Source organism: Tateyamaria sp. GN1-10 (assembly GCF_055693845.1).
Window position 1 is genome coordinate 4,047,743 of sequence record NZ_JBVFUR010000004.1, and the last position, 16,201, is coordinate 4,063,943.

Annotated in this window: 20 protein-coding genes and 1 pseudogene; 11 read left to right on the forward strand and 10 right to left on the reverse strand. The window is 60.7% G+C overall.

Annotated features, from left to right (window positions below; genetic code table 11):
• The first annotated feature begins 6 nt into the window (after positions 1-6).
• The gene (locus ACZ1HN_RS22355; RefSeq protein WP_472729087.1) at positions 7-1,044 is read left to right on the forward strand and encodes an NAD(P)/FAD-dependent oxidoreductase; all 1,038 of its coding nucleotides are present in this window, start codon (positions 7-9) and stop codon (positions 1,042-1,044) included.
• A 122-nt stretch (positions 1,045-1,166) separates the two neighbouring features.
• Here the strand turns inward: ACZ1HN_RS22355 and ACZ1HN_RS22360 are convergent, their stop codons facing one another.
• The gene (locus ACZ1HN_RS22360; RefSeq protein WP_472729088.1) at positions 1,167-1,964 is read right to left on the reverse strand and encodes an HTD2 family dehydratase; all 798 of its coding nucleotides are present in this window, start codon (positions 1,962-1,964) and stop codon (positions 1,167-1,169) included.
• A gap of 29 nt (positions 1,965-1,993) precedes the next feature.
• On the opposite strand from ACZ1HN_RS22360, the gene ACZ1HN_RS22365 reads away from it, so the two are divergent.
• Positions 1,994-2,398: a VOC family protein gene (locus ACZ1HN_RS22365; protein ID WP_472729089.1), complete on the forward strand. Its 405-nt coding sequence runs from the start codon at positions 1,994-1,996 to the stop codon at positions 2,396-2,398.
• Here the strand turns inward: ACZ1HN_RS22365 and ACZ1HN_RS22370 are convergent.
• From ACZ1HN_RS22370 to ACZ1HN_RS22380, 3 genes are all read right to left on the reverse strand, one after another.
• The gene (locus ACZ1HN_RS22370) at positions 2,395-2,937 is read right to left on the reverse strand and encodes an NADPH-dependent FMN reductase (RefSeq protein ID WP_299208788.1); all 543 of its coding nucleotides are present in this window, start codon (positions 2,935-2,937) and stop codon (positions 2,395-2,397) included. The two genes, ACZ1HN_RS22365 and ACZ1HN_RS22370, sit on opposite strands and share 4 nt — an antisense overlap.
• A 107-nt stretch (positions 2,938-3,044) precedes the next feature.
• Positions 3,045-3,707, reverse strand: a complete 663-nt coding sequence (locus tag ACZ1HN_RS22375) for a YiaD family glycine zipper/OmpA-like lipoprotein (RefSeq protein WP_472729090.1) — start codon at positions 3,705-3,707, stop codon at positions 3,045-3,047.
• 152 nt (positions 3,708-3,859) lie between these two features.
• Positions 3,860-4,720: a methylated-DNA--[protein]-cysteine S-methyltransferase gene (locus ACZ1HN_RS22380; protein WP_472729091.1), complete on the reverse strand. Its 861-nt coding sequence runs from the start codon at positions 4,718-4,720 to the stop codon at positions 3,860-3,862.
• A 168-nt stretch (positions 4,721-4,888) separates the two neighbouring features.
• On the opposite strand from ACZ1HN_RS22380, the gene ACZ1HN_RS22385 reads away from it, so the two are divergent.
• The 5 genes from ACZ1HN_RS22385 (at position 4,889) to ACZ1HN_RS22405 (ending at position 8,281) form a co-directional block, all read left to right on the forward strand.
• A complete protein-coding gene (locus ACZ1HN_RS22385) occupies positions 4,889-5,281 on the forward strand; it encodes a GFA family protein (protein WP_299599944.1) in 393 nt (130 codons plus the stop codon).
• A 132-nt stretch (positions 5,282-5,413) separates the two neighbouring features.
• On the forward strand, positions 5,414-5,935 hold the full coding sequence (locus ACZ1HN_RS22390; RefSeq protein ID WP_299701681.1) for a CBS domain-containing protein: 522 nt from the start codon (positions 5,414-5,416) through the stop codon (positions 5,933-5,935).
• A gap of 125 nt (positions 5,936-6,060) precedes the next feature.
• The gene (nth, locus tag ACZ1HN_RS22395; protein WP_472729092.1) at positions 6,061-6,705 is read left to right on the forward strand and encodes an endonuclease III; all 645 of its coding nucleotides are present in this window, start codon (positions 6,061-6,063) and stop codon (positions 6,703-6,705) included.
• Complete coding sequence (locus ACZ1HN_RS22400) at positions 6,702-7,691, forward strand: adenosine kinase (RefSeq protein WP_299744595.1); 990 nt, start codon at positions 6,702-6,704, stop codon at positions 7,689-7,691. The genes nth and ACZ1HN_RS22400 overlap by 4 nt, the downstream gene beginning before the upstream one ends.
• Positions 7,691-8,281: a GNAT family N-acetyltransferase gene (locus ACZ1HN_RS22405; protein ID WP_299599948.1), complete on the forward strand. Its 591-nt coding sequence runs from the start codon at positions 7,691-7,693 to the stop codon at positions 8,279-8,281. Before ACZ1HN_RS22400 ends, ACZ1HN_RS22405 begins: the two co-directional genes overlap by 1 nt.
• Here the strand turns inward: ACZ1HN_RS22405 and ACZ1HN_RS22410 are convergent.
• The 5 genes from ACZ1HN_RS22410 to ACZ1HN_RS22430 form a co-directional block, all read right to left on the reverse strand.
• A complete protein-coding gene (locus ACZ1HN_RS22410) occupies positions 8,278-8,511 on the reverse strand; it encodes a hypothetical protein (protein WP_472729093.1) in 234 nt (77 codons plus the stop codon). The genes ACZ1HN_RS22405 and ACZ1HN_RS22410 overlap by 4 nt on opposite strands.
• A complete protein-coding gene (locus ACZ1HN_RS22415; protein ID WP_472729094.1) occupies positions 8,508-8,786 on the reverse strand; it encodes a hypothetical protein in 279 nt (92 codons plus the stop codon). Before ACZ1HN_RS22415 ends, ACZ1HN_RS22410 begins: the two co-directional genes overlap by 4 nt.
• 42 nt (positions 8,787-8,828) lie before the next feature.
• The gene (locus ACZ1HN_RS22420; RefSeq protein ID WP_472729095.1) at positions 8,829-9,311 is read right to left on the reverse strand and encodes an RNA pyrophosphohydrolase; all 483 of its coding nucleotides are present in this window, start codon (positions 9,309-9,311) and stop codon (positions 8,829-8,831) included.
• A 179-nt stretch (positions 9,312-9,490) separates the two neighbouring features.
• Positions 9,491-10,009, reverse strand: a complete 519-nt coding sequence (locus ACZ1HN_RS22425; RefSeq protein ID WP_472729096.1) for a hypothetical protein — start codon at positions 10,007-10,009, stop codon at positions 9,491-9,493.
• A gap of 227 nt (positions 10,010-10,236) precedes the next feature.
• Complete coding sequence (locus tag ACZ1HN_RS22430; RefSeq protein ID WP_299773063.1) at positions 10,237-10,722, reverse strand: GNAT family N-acetyltransferase; 486 nt, start codon at positions 10,720-10,722, stop codon at positions 10,237-10,239.
• A 211-nt stretch (positions 10,723-10,933) separates the two neighbouring features.
• Between ACZ1HN_RS22430 and ACZ1HN_RS22435 the strand changes: the two are divergent.
• A pseudogene (locus ACZ1HN_RS22435) lies at positions 10,934-12,962 on the forward strand (FAD-dependent oxidoreductase).
• Between the two features lie 65 nt (positions 12,963-13,027).
• On the opposite strand, the gene ACZ1HN_RS22440 reads toward ACZ1HN_RS22435, so the two are convergent.
• Positions 13,028-13,468, reverse strand: a complete 441-nt coding sequence (locus ACZ1HN_RS22440) for a DUF4399 domain-containing protein (RefSeq protein ID WP_472729097.1) — start codon at positions 13,466-13,468, stop codon at positions 13,028-13,030.
• A gap of 106 nt (positions 13,469-13,574) precedes the next feature.
• Here ACZ1HN_RS22440 and ACZ1HN_RS22445 point away from each other — a divergent pair, with 106 nt between their 5' ends.
• The 3 genes from ACZ1HN_RS22445 (at position 13,575) to ACZ1HN_RS22455 (ending at position 15,861) form a co-directional block, all read left to right on the forward strand.
• Positions 13,575-14,054 carry an RNA polymerase sigma factor gene (locus ACZ1HN_RS22445; protein WP_299207993.1) on the forward strand — a complete coding sequence of 160 codons (480 nt, stop codon included), beginning with the start codon at positions 13,575-13,577 and terminating at the stop codon, positions 14,052-14,054.
• Complete coding sequence (locus ACZ1HN_RS22450; RefSeq protein ID WP_472729098.1) at positions 14,051-14,821, forward strand: anti-sigma factor family protein; 771 nt, start codon at positions 14,051-14,053, stop codon at positions 14,819-14,821. The genes ACZ1HN_RS22445 and ACZ1HN_RS22450 overlap by 4 nt, the downstream gene beginning before the upstream one ends.
• A gap of 134 nt (positions 14,822-14,955) precedes the next feature.
• Positions 14,956-15,861, forward strand: coding sequence for a LysR family transcriptional regulator (locus tag ACZ1HN_RS22455; protein ID WP_299207672.1), 906 nt, complete (start codon positions 14,956-14,958; stop codon positions 15,859-15,861).
• Positions 15,862-16,201 lie beyond the last annotated feature (340 nt).

A 16,201-nucleotide genomic window follows, 5' to 3' on the forward strand; every position in this document is an offset into this window, starting at 1 on the left:
TCTGGAATGGCAACGGCAGACATCACCGTGCGCGGCGCGGGCATCTTTGGCCTGTCCATCGCGTGGGTCCTCGCCCAGCGCGAGGCGCGGGTACAAGTGGTTGATCCAAACGGCCTTGGCGCGGGTGCGTCAGGCGGGATCGTAGGTGCCCTTGCCCCGCACGTGCCGGAAAACTGGAACCCGAAAAAGCAGTTCCAACTGGAAAGTCTGTTGATGGCAGAAACCTTCTGGGCAGAAGTTGAGACGACCAGCGGAATGTCTCCCGGCTACGCCCGCACAGGTCGCTGCCAACCCATCGCCGACGATGCGGCACTGGCGCTCGCCCATCAACGCAGCGAAACGGCCAAAGCCCTCTGGGGTGACGCCGCCACTTGGACTGTCCGACACATCGCAAACCCCAACTGGGCGGCGCACAGCCCCACGGGCATGGAAATCTTCGACACGCTCAGCGCCCGCATCCACCCCCGTCAGGCGTGCGCGGCTCTCGCCGCCGCGCTCGATACCCATGGCGTCCAGATCAAAGGCGACGCACCGGAAACCGATATCACCGTGCACGCCACCGGCGTCGCAGGCCTCGAAGAATTGACCGCAAGCAACACCCGCATGGTCGGCGCCGGGATCAAGGGGCAAGCGGCCCTTCTGGACTTCGCCGCACCAGACGCCCCCCAACTCTTCGCCGACACGCTTCACATCATCCCGCACGCAGACGGGACAACTGCCATCGGATCGACAACGGAACGAGACTACGACAGCCCCACCGACACAGACACGCAATTGGACGACATCCTGACCCGCGCCCGCGCCGCCATCCCAGCGCTACAGGATGCCAAGGTGCTTGCCCGATGGGCAGGCCTGCGCCCCCGCAGCCGCAGTCGCGCACCCATGCTGGGACCATGGCCCGAAAGGCCAGGGCACTACATTGCGAACGGAGGGTTCAAGATCGGTTTCGGCATGGCCCCCAAGGTCGCCCAGACCATGGCCGACCTCATCCTCGACGGACGCGATACCATCCCGCAAGGGTTCGAGGTCGCGGCTTCGCTTTAGCGACGCGCTGCCGTCAATGATTTAGACTGAGGGCAGCGTCGACCCGCGGGTTGGCGTGATAGCACCGCCCCATGGGGGCGGGTCGGCGCTGCCCGGCCCAAAGGCCGGGCGAGACCCCAGCGTCAGGCCTCCGCCTCCATGCACTGCCGCCCGTCGGGCCCCCGCACCCACAGCTTTCGACCCTTCCGGCAAAACGTCCCCACCTCGTGATGCATCAGGGGCGATGTTGCGCGAAAGCGGAATTGCTCAAGCGGCCCCAAACCCGCCTCCGCCAGCAGCATCAGATGCTGCGCCAAAAGCGGGCCATGCACGACCAACCCATCATACCCCTCAACATCGCGGGCATAGGGTTGGTCATAGTGGATGCGGTGCCCGTTGAAGGTCAAAGCCGAATAGCGAAACAGCAGCGTGGCATCAAAGCTGTGCAGCTGCGCGACATCCTCATCCGTGGCCGCAACGGGCGGCACGGGACGCGGCGCGTTCGGATCGGGGTCGTGACGATAGACAAGGTCCTGCCACTCGGTCACACACAGCGCGTCGTCCTGCCATATCTCGTGCCGCAATGTGACAAAGGCCAACGGCCCGGTCCGCCCCTCCTTGCGGGTTGCACTCTCGCACGACGTCACCTTCTCCGCCCTCACGCCAAGCAACAGCGGCGCATCGAACTGCAACCGCCCACCGGCCCACATGCGGCGGGGCAATCCCATGTCAGGGATGATCCCACCCACCTTCGGATGCCCATCCCGGCCCAGACGATCCGGCGGCTCGGGGGACCAGAAATAGAGCTGGTGAAAGAACGGCGGCATCGGCTTACCGGGCACAAGGTCCGGCACACGCCCCAAAGCCACCTGCATGGCGCGGGCGCGGGCGGGGTCCATCACATCGCTTTGACGAAGCATATCACTCTTGGCACTCTGCATGGGTGCACCCTGCGCGACGGAACCGGAAAATGGAACAACCCACTCTCTACAGCCTCGATCATCTTGTCATCACCGCGGCAGACATGAATGCAACAATCGCATTCTACACCAAGGTTCTCGGCATGACTCATCGCGTGCTCGAAACCCCCGGCGAACGCCCGCGTCACGCGCTGTTCTTTGGCGCGCACAAGATCAACCTGCACCAGTTGGGGGCAGAGTTCGAACCCAAAGCGCACAAGGCCGATGTGGGCACAGCCGACCTGTGCTTCCTGACCGAAACATCACTCAGCGATTGGCAGGCGCATTTGGAAGAGACAGGCACAGCGATCGAGCTGGGGCCTGTCCCGCGCACCGGGGCACAATGGCCCATGCAATCGCTCTATGTCCGCGACCCTGACGGCAACCTGATCGAAATCGCCGTGCGGGCGGACTAGCGTCCGATCTCGGCGCGCAGGGATTGCATCAGCTGGGTCAACTCGCGGACATAGATCTCGCCCGTCAACTGGCCGTCATCGTCAAACTGGCTGGATGACGCGGCCAGATGAATCTCCGGCCCCTGCAAGATACACGGACGGAACGGCACCATGTAGCCACGCAACACCATCTGCGCGCGTTCGCCCCCGGCCCGTCCGGCAGCTGCAGACATCACGGCGACGGGTTTATCTGTCCACGGACGCCCCTCGACCCGGCTGACCCAATCCAGCGCGTTCTTCAATACACCGGGGGGCGCCTTGTTGTATTCAGGCGTCGAAATCACAACCGCATCAGCCTCTGCGATCTGACGGGCGATCAGCTGGGCCGCCTCGGGCACCCCTTCGGACGCTTCTACATCACCATCGTACAAAGGCATGTGCAGATCGGCCTCGACATAGGTGCAATCGCCAAACAATCGGGCGGCTTCGCGCACCAGCTTGGTGTTGGTGGATGCCTTGCGCATCGACCCCGAAATGCCGAGGAGTGTTGGCGTCGTCATGATCTGTCCCTTGTATCGTTATCGCGGGTAACATGGCGCGATCACCCCATAACGCAAGAGGCCCCGGAACATGTCCGGGGCCTCTGATACTGAATTGTCGCTGGTGATTACTGCGAATTGGGCAGGATCACGATCTCGACCCGACGGTTCTGCTGCTTGCCTTCTGGCGTCAGGTTCGTCGCGATGGGCTGGCTTTCGCCGCGGCCAAAGGTCTGAACGCGGTTGAACGGCACGCCCTGGTTCAGCAGCACATCGGCAACCGCATTGGCGCGGCGCTCGGAAAGCTGCTGGTTGAACGCGGCATCACCGTCGCTGTCGGTGTGACCGACGACCTGCACGGTCGACGCTGGATAGCGCTCAAGGCTGCGCGCCAGCGCCGCCATGTCCGAATTCAGACCCGGACGCACGGTAAAGCTGTTGACGGCAAACAGGATCGCTTCGGGGAAGGACACGATCAGACGGTCGCCCGTGTTGGTGATGGTCACGCCACTGGCCAACTCGCGCCGCAGCTCGGCTTCTTGCTGGTCAAGGTCATAGCCGATGGCCCCGCCCACAAGGCCGCCGACGACGGCCCCAGCAATCGCGGTGTTGCGGTTGCCTGTCACGGCCCCAATGACAGCACCCGACGCGGCCCCGATGGCCGCACCCGTGTTGCGTTTCTGGTTGATCGGCTCGCCGCTTGGTCCGACATTGCCTATTGCTGCGGGGTCGGTACATGCGCTCAGCGCAACGATGGCGCCCATGGCGATGATGGTTGGGGATCTAAGCATATCTATGGTCCTACTGCCTTCCAAAACGGGGCCATGTTCGGGCATGACCCTTTATGGGAATGCAAGATAGGTGCGTACGGCCCCCATAAATAGGGGGAAAATATGATAAGCAGCATCCTGCCCATCATTGTGATCAACGGGTTAACGGAAACTCAGGCCTCAACCCGCGCGGATTCATAGGCCAACAGGGCCCGCTTGACAGGCAAACCCCAATGATAGCCCCCAAGCCCACCGGATTTGCGCAGCGCCCTGTGGCATGGGATCAGCCAGCTGACCGGGTTGCGGCCCACCGCCGTTCCGACGGCACGCACGGCCCGCGGATTGCCAATGCTCTCGGCGATCTCGGAATAGGTGGTGACATGCCCCGACGGGATCTGCAGCAACGCCTCCCACACCTTGATCTGAAACGGGGCACCGATCAGGTAAAGTGGCGCTTCCTTCAACTCCGCATCCTCAGCCCCGAAAGCGGCCAGAACCCAGGGGCGCAACCGCATCGGATCCTCAACAAAACTCGCCTTGGGCCACCGGCGGACAAGATCCTCCATGGCCCAGTCCTCGCCCGTCTCGGCAGCGAAGCCCAGACCGCAAATTCCCTTGTCGGTGCCCATAACAAGGGCAAGGCCAAACGGGCTGTCAAACCACCCCCAATAGATGGTCAGCCCTGCGCCACCCTTGGCATAGTCTCCGGGGCTCATGGCCTCCCATCGCAGGAACAGATCATGCAGACGTCCAGACCCGCTCAGGCCCGTGGCATGTGCGGTATCAAGGGTGGTAAGACGCTCATTTAGCAGCGCCTTGGCATGGCCCAGCGCCAGGTATTGCTGGAACCGTTTCGGCGACACCCCAACCCAACGCGAGAAAATGCGCTGGAAATGCGCGGGGCTCATGCCCATCTCTGCGGCGAGGGCATCCAGGCTCAACGGCCCGTCAGCGCTGTCGATCAGATCGATGGCGCGCCGCATGACATTGAAGTGGTAGCCGGTTTCGGCGTCGTTGTGCTGTATCTGTTCCATGATGGAAATGTAGGGGATGGGCGCACGGCATGCGACCCGTTTCCTGTGCAAATCGGGCGCGCGGACATCGCAGATTTGGTGAACTAGCGCCGCTGACTTGGACCTGTACAGGTCCGCTCCCAAATATGCCTCAAGCACTGCTATTACTCGAACCACAAGGGGGACATCATGTCTGACATAGCCGTTCACACAGGCGGATGCCTCTGCGGCGCCATCCGGTTCGAGGCAACTGGCCCAGCCCTCAAACCACACACCTGTTCCTGCAAGATGTGTCAACGCCATAGCGGAGCGCTGACAACAGCTTGGGTGGAGTTTGCCGCGGACAAAGTGTCGTGGACCGGCGCGGTCGGGGCACCGGCAACCTACCGCTCGTCAGACTATTCCAGCCGTGCCTTTTGCCCGACCTGCGGCAGCACACTGGGTGCGATCGACGACGACCCGGTGATCGCTTTGCTGGTCGGTGCATTCGACGACACTGGACGCAACGATCTGGTGCCAACCGCGCATTCCTACCGGGGCGGTCGACCACCTTGGTGGCGCATATCCATCTCGAGTCAGTAGCGAACTATAACCACCTACTGCGCAATCCCGGCGATGATCTACCGAAGCGCGAATTTCATTCGGCCCTGCCGCACTTTTTGCTACCGTGAAAAAAGACACTGTTTGCATCGTCAGTAAAAAGGACCTCCAGACATGCCCGCATCATATCAGGCCCCAATGGTTGGCGACAAAGCCAAGGACAAACATGCAAGCCAGTCGGTGTCATCCAACATGACAACAGAAACCGCCCGGGTCGAACACCTGCTCCAAAGCAAGGGCAGCGACGCGATCGCGATTGCTGAAACCGACACGATTGCCACCGCCGTCGGCATTCTCCGTGACAAGCGCATCGGGGCGTTGATCGTGGTGGACGCCAGTCACGCACTCGCTGGCATCCTGTCGGAACGCGACATCGTGCGCAAACTGGCCGAAACCCCGGGTCAGACACTGCCCCAAACCGTGGCCGAGAACATGACGCGCGACGTCGTGACATGCGAGCCCGAAGACACATTGATCAAGGTGCTGCGGCGCATGTCCGAAGGGCATTTCCGGCACATGCCCGTGGTTAAGGGCGGCAAGCTGATGGGCATGATCACCATTGGTGACGTGATCAACTTCCGCCTGAACGAACTGGAACACGAAGCGCTGCAACTCAAGCAACTGATCGTCGGCTGACCCGGTCATCCCGGAGGGGGCAACACGCACAAGCAGCGATGACCCGATATCCGCACCCGCACGACGGTGCGGACACCGCAACCATGGCTTGCCCACTCTTCAAATCTCCACCATAACCCCGCGCCATGGCAAAACAGCTCGACTACCATACGATCCGGCAGATCTTCACCCGCTTCCAAGAGGCGGACCCAGAACCCAAGGGTGAGCTGGAGCACGTCAACGTCTACACACTCGTCGTGGCTGTGGCGCTGTCGGCGCAGGCTACAGATGCGGGCGTGAACAAGGCAACCAAGGCGCTCTTCCAGATCGCCGACACGCCGCAAAAGATGCTCGATCTGGGTCTCGAAGGACTGACCGAGCATATCAAAACCATCGGCCTCTTCCGCCAAAAGGCCAAGAACGTGATGAAGCTGTCGCAGATCCTCGTCGACGACTACGGCGGCGAAGTGCCCAACAGCCGCGCCGCCCTGCAATCACTGCCCGGCGTGGGGCGCAAGACGGCCAATGTCGTTCTGAACATGTGGTGGAGCCACCCGGCGCAGGCCGTCGATACCCACATCTTCCGCCTCGGCAACCGCACTGGCATAGCACCAGGCAAAACGGTCGACGCCGTTGAGCGCGCCATCGAAGACAACATTCCAGCTGATTTCCAGCTGCACGCCCACCACTGGATGATCCTGCACGGGCGCTACCACTGCAAAGCGCGCAAACCGCAATGCCCCACCTGCATCATCAAAGATCTCTGCCCGTTTGAGGACAAAACCGAATGACCAAATACACGCTCGCTGGCATCGGCAACGCCGTTGTCGATGTGATCACCCATGCCGATGACAGCTTTCTCGACCTCATGGGGATCGAGAAGGGGATCATGCAGCTGATCGAACAGGACCGGGGCGAGGTGCTCTACGCCTCCATGACCGAACGGCTGCAAACACCGGGTGGGGCGGTGGCCAACACCATCGCGGGCGTCGGTGCGCTGGGTCTGCCCACAGCGTTCATCGGGCGGGTCCATGACGACGCGCTCGGGCGCTTCTATGCAGAGTCGATGGCCGAAAGCGGCACCGATTTCGTCAACGCCCCGATCCCCGACGGTGAATTGCCCACCTCCCGCTGCATGATCTTCGTCACACCCGACGGCGAACGGTCACTGAACACCTATCTCGGCATCTCGACCGAGCTTGGCCCCGATGACGTTCCCGAAGAGGTTGCCAGCCAAGCCGAAATCATGTTCCTCGAAGGCTACCTCTTCGACAAGGACAAGGGAAAAGAGGCCTTTCGCCAAGCCTCCCGCCTCACCCGTAGCGCAGGCGGCAAGGCAGGCATCGCCATTTCTGACCCCTTCTGCGTCGACCGGCACCGGCCTGACTTCCTCGACATGATCGGGAACGAGCTGGATTTCGTCATCGGCAACGAACACGAGATCAAATCCCTGTTCGAGATCGACGACCTCGAAACGGCGCTGAACAAGACAGCCGACATGATCGACCTGCTGGTCTGCACCAAGTCCGGCGATGGGGTCACCATCATCGGCAACGGCGAACGCCACGACATCCCGGTCGAGACGATCACCCCAGTGGACGCCACGGGCGCAGGCGACCAGTTCGCCGCCGGGTTCATCTATGGCCTCGCCACAGGGGCAGGGTTGCACACGGCTGGACGCATGGGCAACCTCTGCGCCGCCGAAGTGATCAGCCATATCGGCCCCCGCCCGCAGATCGACATGAAACAGCAATTTGCGTCTGCCGGTCTTCTCTGATGCTGGAAAACGGCCACTACAATGTGCCACCGGGCAAGGTGGCAATGGTGGTCACCGATCTCGAAATGACCACGCCGCAATTTCGCGGCGTGCCCTGCCCCGACGGACTGACCTTCACCACGCTGTCACGGGACACGACCGCCTATCTCGAGCTGTTCCGCCGGGTTGGCGCGCCTTGGCTCTGGTTCGGGCGCACGCTCATGGACAAGCAAAAGCTGTCGGACATTCTCAATGACGAGAAAACCGGTCTCTTCACACTTGAAAAAGACGGGCAGCCCGAAGCGCTGCTGGAATTGGACTTCAGCGTAGAGGGCCAGTGCGAGCTCGACTATTTCGGGCTGACACCCGCGCTGATCGGGTCCGGAGCAGGCGCGTTCCTGATGGATCAAGCGATCAGAGAGGCCTTTGACCGGGGCATCAAGCGCTTCCACCTGCACACCTGCACAATGGACAGCCCGCAAGCCCTTGGGTTCTACCAACGCTCAGGCTTCACGCCGATAGGACGCAGGATCGAAATCGCGGACGATCCGCGCGTGGCCCACGGCTATGACCGCGATTTGGCCCCGCACATCCCGGTTATCGACCCCTAAGGCAGCTTACGCGCCTCACAAGACCGACCGCCCAGACAGTCTTTGACCTGCTCGACCTGTTCCTGTGTCGGACGTCCAAACAGGAACCCGCCACAGGCATTGGTGTGCAGCACATAGCTGTGGTCCGTCTGGCGCAGGAAACCCAGCATCTCACCCGGCTGCGGTTGCGGGCACCAAGGGCCAAAGCACTGCACCTCAAGCACCACATCCGTCTCAAAGGGCTGACTCACCCCCGCACGGTCAGGGCATCGCCCTTGAAGGTCGCCGGGATCAGGGTCACCGGCGGCACCTCGCTTTGGCCTGACAGGTCCATTTCCGGCAACAGGTCCTTGTCGAAGTCGAGCGTACCCAAGACCGGCACATACCCCTCTTCCGCCTCCGCCGCCTCCTGATAGGCGTTGGTCACGCCATGCGGCATACAGGACAGGGCAAGGGCGGGCAGCGGGGCACAGGCCAGAACAACACTCAGAACGCGCAACATGGGCAGACCTTTCATCGAAACCATGCCACCGATCTGGGGACGCCACCGCCTGTTATGCAATAGCACTCACAAATGCGGCGCGAATTCCGCCAGAACCCGCATATAAACATCGCGCTTGAAGGGCACGATCGCCTCCGGCAACTCTGCCGGGGTCATCCACTTCCAGTTGGAAAACTCTGGATGCGCAGTCTCCAGATCAATCTGGTCATCCGACCCGTTGAAGCGCAGCAGGAACCACTTCTGCTTTTGCCCCCGATACTTGCCCTTCCACAGCTGCGGGATCAGGTCATGGGGCAATTCATAAGGCAGCCAATCGGCGGTCTCGGCCACCACGTCGACCAAAGCGGCAGAGATCGAGGTTTCCTCCTCCAACTCCCGCAATGCCGCCGTCCGCGCATCCTCGCCCTTGTCAACACCGCCCTGCGGCATCTGCCAGGCCTCCCTGTACCGGTCCCGGCGCTGGCCCACCCAGACAAGGCCATCCCCATTCATCACCATGACCCCCACATTCTTGCGATAGGGCAGCTTCTCGATCTCTTCGGGGGTCATCTTGGGTGTCTCCGGCAGTTCCTGAGCCGGAAAATACTATTCTCCGAGCGATGTGAAGAGGGTGTTTTCGTTTCCATTCTTGAAAAACAGTCGGCTGTGCGGACGAAGCTGCCCTTTTGCTGCGGTTGCACCAATGACGGCTTTCGATCGGAAGAACATGTTAGTGCTGTGATCTTATTTCACGGGCTGTATTCGGGACTATCATCAGGATGACCGTCAGGATCACGGATGTCGCCGTGATAAATCCACCACTCAATCCTTCCGATGACCTCACGAAAGCTACCTTTGCTCGCGATTGCTTTTCTGAGTTGTTGCTGGGGTTTGCCTTCATATTCCTCAATGGAAGACACCACCATTGACTTGAACTCTTCCAGATTAGGCTCGCTCAGTGCAACTGGCTTTGGCCCAAAATAGATCGCTGCCTCCAAAATCTTAGAAACAAGGCCCGGAAGAAGTATGTTATCGAGGATTTTGCAGAGTGCAGGGCTGAACCTCGGCCATCCTGCTGCGCCCTCATAGGTGTAACGGCGCCCGTTGCAATCGAAGAGATATCCGTTTGTGTATTTGGCGGAATTTGGAACTCTCCCAAAAACGGTGAAGTCAAAGCGATTTCTTATCACTTTGTACCCCGTGAACTCATTGGAGCGGCTACTTTCGATCACGAACAATGGGTAGGTGAGTTTAGGGTCACGCGTCATAGCCAACAATTGCAAATTAGTCTGACCATACGCAACAGGTCTAAACCGAACCTTAGCTGCTCTACAACAAGGCGACATCTTGGGTTCTATGCGGACAGGCACGGCATCCGAGAGACGAACAGTTGTTCATATTTGGGGCCCGCGTTTGAAACTAAGATCAAATCCATCTCGTGCTAGGTTCCGACAAGCCTACTGATGGCCGCAGCATTGATCGCCACACATCTGCTCTAGGTCAGTCCATCAAACACTTTTTCCATCTCTGCGCGGGCCAGTATTTCCCCGTGCCGCGCGACCGCCTCATGGCGCACGACGGCAAAACCTCCGGCGGCAAATACAGGCTGGGCCATCAGCGACGCATGCACCCACAAACGATGCAGCCCCGCCGCACGGGCGTCCGCTTCGGTTCTGTCATACAGCATCGAAAACACGCCACGCCCCTGCCACTCCGGCAGGACAAAGGCCAGATCGACATACGCGCGGTCGCGGCTGATGAAGCCCACGGGTGCGCCCAACGCTTCGGCCACACGAACATCTTGCGCCGCAAGTTTCGCGGCCCAGCCCTCGCCCTCAGGCGGCATGGCACACCACGCAATCCTCTGGGCCTTGGTGTAGTCGCTGTATCCATCGTGAATCGCTCGAAACATGACCCGCCCCAGCGCATCCGCCTCGCCCGCGATCATGTCACGCACGTGCATACCCGTTGCCTCCTCCATCACTTTACCGTCCGTTCCATTATGCCGATGGCAAGAAACCGGGCCTCTGCGCGTCCCATATTTGCACGCACCCCCAACAGGCTGTGACAAGAGCAAAAAACCGCACAAACCTGTCCCCGCGGGGACACCCGTCCTCGCATGACGCCGCGTTGCGCGTGACATCACACGATCTATGTCTGAAACCAAGAGAACACACGCTCGGGAGGACACCATGACAGCCTATCCACACATGCTCGCACCGCTGGACCTCGGGTTCACGACCCTGAAGAACCGCGTGCTCATGGGCTCCATGCACACCGGGCTGGAAGAGACCAAGGATTGGAACCGCGTCGCCGAGTTCTACGCCGAACGGGCAAGGGGCGAAGTTGGCCTGATGGTGACAGGCGGCATTGGCCCGAACCTCGAAGGCTCCGTGCTTCCCGGTGCGGCCATGCTGTCCAACGACGAAGAGGTGGCCAACCACAAGATCGTCACCGACCGTGTCCACGACAACGGCGGCAAGATCGCGATGCAGATCCTGCACGCAGGCCGCTATGCCTATGGGCCGATGTGCGTCGCCCCCTCGCCCGTGAAATCCCCCATCTCCCCCTTCCCGCCCGCCGAGCTGGACGAAGAAGGTATCGAAAAGCAGATCAGCGACATCGTCGCCACCGCGGCCCGCGCCAAGGAAGCAGGCTATGACGGGGTCGAGATCATGGGCTCCGAAGGGTATTTCCTCAACCAGTTCCTCGTCACCCACACCAACAAACGCGAGGACCGCTGGGGCGGCTCTTGATGAGAACCGCATGCGCCTGCCCATCGAAGTGGTGCGCCGGACGCGCGAGGCCGTGGGCACAGACTTCATCATCATCTACCGCTTGTCGATGATCGACCTTGTGCCCAACGGCTCGACCTTTGAAGAGGTCGTGCAACTCGCCCAAGAGATCGAGAAAGCAGGCGCCACGATCATCAACACCGGCATCGGTTGGCACGAAGCGCGCATTCCCACCATCGCCACCTCCGTGCCTCGCGCAGCCTTTGCGTGGGTGACCAAGAAACTGATGGGCAAGGTCTCGATCCCCCTCATCACATCCAACCGCATCAACACGCCCGAAGTGGCCGAAGAGGTTCTGGCCACAGGCTGCGCCGACATGGTGTCGATGGCCCGCCCCATGCTTGCCGACCCGCATTTCGTCAGAAAAGCGATTGAAGACAAGGCGGCTCACATCGCGCCCTGCATCGCCTGCAATCAGGCGTGCCTGGACCACACCTTCTCGGGCAAGATCAGCTCGTGCCTCGTCAACCCGCGCGCATGCTATGAAACCGAACTGGTCGTGGCCCCCGCGGACACCAAGAAAACCGTCGCCATCGTGGGCGCGGGACCGGCAGGGCTGTCCACCGCTTTGACCGCCGCCGAGCGCGGGCACGAAGTGACCATTTTCGACCGCGCCGACGAAATTGGCGGACAGCTCAACATGGCCAAGCAAGTGCCGGGCAAGGAGGAGTTCTGGGGCTTCGTCGACTGGTATCGCAACATGGTGGCAGAGGTCGGGATCACCGTGCACCTGAACACCGAGGCAACCGTCGACACGCTCAAGGGATATGACGAGGTCATCATCGCCACCGGCGTCCTGCCCCGCGATCCGGACATCCCCGGCCAAGATGGCGACAACGTGCACTCCTATATCGACCTGCTGCGCCACAAGGTGGACACGGGCAAGAAGGTTGCTGTCATCGGTGCCGGGGGCATCGGGTTCGATGTCTCGGAATACCTCGTCCACGAAGGCGAAAGCCCGACCGAGAACCTGCCCGAATGGATGAAGGAATGGGGTGTCGCAGACACCGAGGAACATCGCAGCGGCTTGTCCCCGCAGGGACCGCAACCCGACGCCCCCGCCCGCGCGGTGACCTTGCTGCAACGCAAGGCCGAGAAACACGGCAAGCGGCTGGGCAAGACAACCGGCTGGATTCACCGTGCCGCTCTCAAGATGAAGGATGTCGAATTTGTCGGCGGCGTGAACTACGAGCGCATCGACGACAAGGGCCTGCACGTCTCCTTCGGGGACGCGCGCGAGAACCCGACATTGATCGAAGCCGACGACATCATCCTGTGCGCAGGACAACTGCCCGAGCGATCCTTGGCGGATGCACTGGAAGCAGCAGGCATCTCTTGCCACGTGATTGGTGGCGCAGACGTGGCCGCAGAACTGGACGCCAAGCGCGCGATTGATCAAGGCACACGGCTGGCTGCAACGCTGTAAGGCGGATCAAGACCTGCCAGACGCCCGTAAGGCGGACGTAATGTCCGCCTTGGTCAGCAAGATGCTCATTCGACCGTAATCGTGATCACGTCACTTGTGATGGGCGTTGCATGTGGCACGTGGTTCAGATCGCCCATCACCAACTGCATCGTGTGCTGACCGGCTGGCAGGTCAAGCGTCACCTGCGTTTGTCCGCCGCCGAAGTGGATGTGATTGCCATCGGTGGGCAGACCATAGGCCAACTCGTCCGCCCCTTCCGGTCCCTCGCCCAGTGGTGGACGGTTGAGCAGCAGGTGGTGGTGGCCCGTGTTCTCCTTTTCCGTCCCGGCGGGGGCGACGCCCATGCCGTCCAGACCAAAGATCACAGTGACCGGTGACGACAGCGTGTCGCCGTCGGATATGTTGACGAAATAGACCTTGGCATCGGCTGGTGCCGGCGTATCTTGTGCAAAGACAGGCGCAGCAAGCAATGTTGCAAAAGTCACGGCTTTGACAAATGATTTCATTTCTATTCTCCTCCGGGGCATGGTGGGTAAGCACCAAGTGTAGCACGTCGGGACAATTTCAATTCGCACCTCGTCTCAAAACTCTGTCAGTATCGTCCGGGACGGCATCCCAGCCGTATATCCCCGGCTTTGGCGCTATGCCGTTGCGCTGACCGGTCGGCGGGATTGGGCCGATGACCTGGTGCAGACCACGTGTCTGCGCGCGCTCGACAAGGCTGATCAGTTCGAACCGGGCACGCATCTGGATCGCTGGATGTTCCGCATGGCACAACGCGTGTGGCTGAACGAGCTGCGCTCGCGCAAGGTGCGGACGGGGGGCGGATTGGTCCCGGTGGAAGAAATCGACCTTCCTGACAAAAAACCTGAACCAGAAACGAATATTCTGGCACGTGACGTGTTGAATAGAGTGAACGCACTGCCAGAGGCCCAGCGTCAGGCGGTGGTTCTGGTTTATGTTGAAGGGTACGCCTACAAGGAAGCGGCTGAAATAATGGAGATTCCCATCGGCACTGTGATGAGCCGACTGGCCGCTGCCCGCAAGCGGCTGAACTCCGAGATGGCCGAGGACAAGGCGAAGGTGCAATGACGGACGTGCGAGCCTTTTCGGACGAGGAATTGACCGCTTTCCTGGATGGGGAAGCGGACGATGCCCTGCACGCCGAGATCGAAGCCGCGCTGGAGCATGACGCCGCCTTGGTCGATCAGCTTGCCGCACTTGATGTGCCGCTGGTTCCGATTGCCGAAGCCTATGAAGCACTCTTGCAGGACGCACCGCCAATGCCCGCCATGCCCGAACCGGCAGTGGCCCCCGCGCCAGCCCCGCGGGGACGTTGGGCATGGGGCGTAGGCACCTTCGCAACAGGGCTGGCCGCCGGATTGGCCGTGGCGATGTTCACCGGATTTGGCACGCCGGAGCCCGCGCCCAAGGGGTGGGTGAGTTTTGTTGCCTCTTACCAGGCACTGTATACGCCTGACACATTGGTCCTTGCTGATCCGTCTTCTTCCGAAGCGGCGCTGCAATTGGCGAACGTATCTGACGCGCTGGGACTGGACGTGAGCGGATTGCCACAAGCCGAGGGCCTGACATTCAAACGCGCACAGGTGCTGGGCTTCAATGACAAACCGCTGATCCAGATTGCCTTTACCCGCACTGACGGCACGCCTGTGGCTTTGTGCATCATTCCCGCCGGTTCCGATGCGAAACCGGTGAACATGGGACAGGCCGAAGGTATGGAACTGGCCCGTTGGAACACGCCCGGCTATGGCTTCCTTTTGATCGGTGGGACGGACAATGCCCCGCTGCAGCAAGAGGCCGAAACCTTCCAAAGCTGGAGCGCGGATATCGCGACCTGAGGGTTAACAGATCGTTTCCATGCCATGAACGATCCCTGCAATCACCCCGATATTATCCAACCCTCGCCCAGATCGTGCCTTTATTCGCCACCATACCTGAGCCTCAACAACGCATGGATTGAGAGGCAGCAGGCATGGATCGCCTTACCGAGATGGAAGCATTTGCCACGGTCGTGGACCAGGGTGGCTTTACCGACGCGGCAAAGAAGATGGGGATTTCGAAATCTGCCGTCTCAAAGCACGTGTCGTCGCTGGAGGCTCGGCTTGGCGCCCGACTGTTGAACCGCACCACACGGCGTGTCAGCCCGACCGAGATTGGCCTCGCTTACTACGACCGGGCCCGCCGCGTTCTCAATGATGCCGGTGAGGCGGATTCCCTTGTCACATCCATGCAATCCGCCCCCTCTGGTCTTTTGCGTATCTCGGTTGCAACGGATTTCGGGGTCAATCACTTGTCGCCACGCCTGTCCGAATTCCTGGCTGATTTCCCGGACATCACGGTGAACATGGTGCTGAACAACCGCTATGTTGAGCTGATTTCCGAAGGGTTCGACATGGCCATCCGCATTGGTGAGCTGGAAGACAGCACCCTGCGGGCCCGCAAGTTGACCGAAACGACGAAGCGCATGATCGCCTCGCCCAAGTATTTCGAGCAATATGGCCGTCCGGAAAAGATTGACGATCTGAACGAGCACAAGCTGCTGCACTATTCCAATCAATCCTCGGGCAACGTGTGGAAGCTGACCGCCCCGTCGGGTGAAAAGCGCCAGGTCCGCACGGCCGGGTGGCTGAGCGTGAATGACGGGCAGTCGTTGCTGAATGCGGCCATCTCGGGCCTTGGCATCGCGTATCTACCCAGCTTCCTCTATGCCGACGCGCTGGAGCAAGGCCTGGTTGCGGATGCGATCCCTGATTTGCCGATGGAAACGCAAGGCATCTATGCGGTTTACCCGCCCGGTCGCTTCACGCAGCCCAAGGTCCGTGCGTTCATCGATTTCCTGGTCCACGCCTTTGCCGAAAAAGGCCCGACAGACTGGTAAGAATTAACCAACCTCCCTCGGTTATGTAACTGCCCCGGTGCGCAAGCGCCGGGGTTTTTTATCGGTTGAGTTCCGGTTTGCACCCGTTTTACAGGATGCAGCGCTGTGGACAGCGGCAGCTACGCGCAGAAAGCAGACTTTGCAAAGTCGGTAAGACAGCTTTCCGCAGGACTGAATTCACACCTGACTGGTGCACCGCACCCCCATCCTAAATCTGTTGGGTCGCGTTGTCGTTCCGTAAGTTATCACTTACGCACCAATGGGCGACGGCCAACCTTCCCTGCTGGTGCAAAGGTACTAGTAAAGCTTGCTACACGGCACCTATATGTGTTCTGTAGTT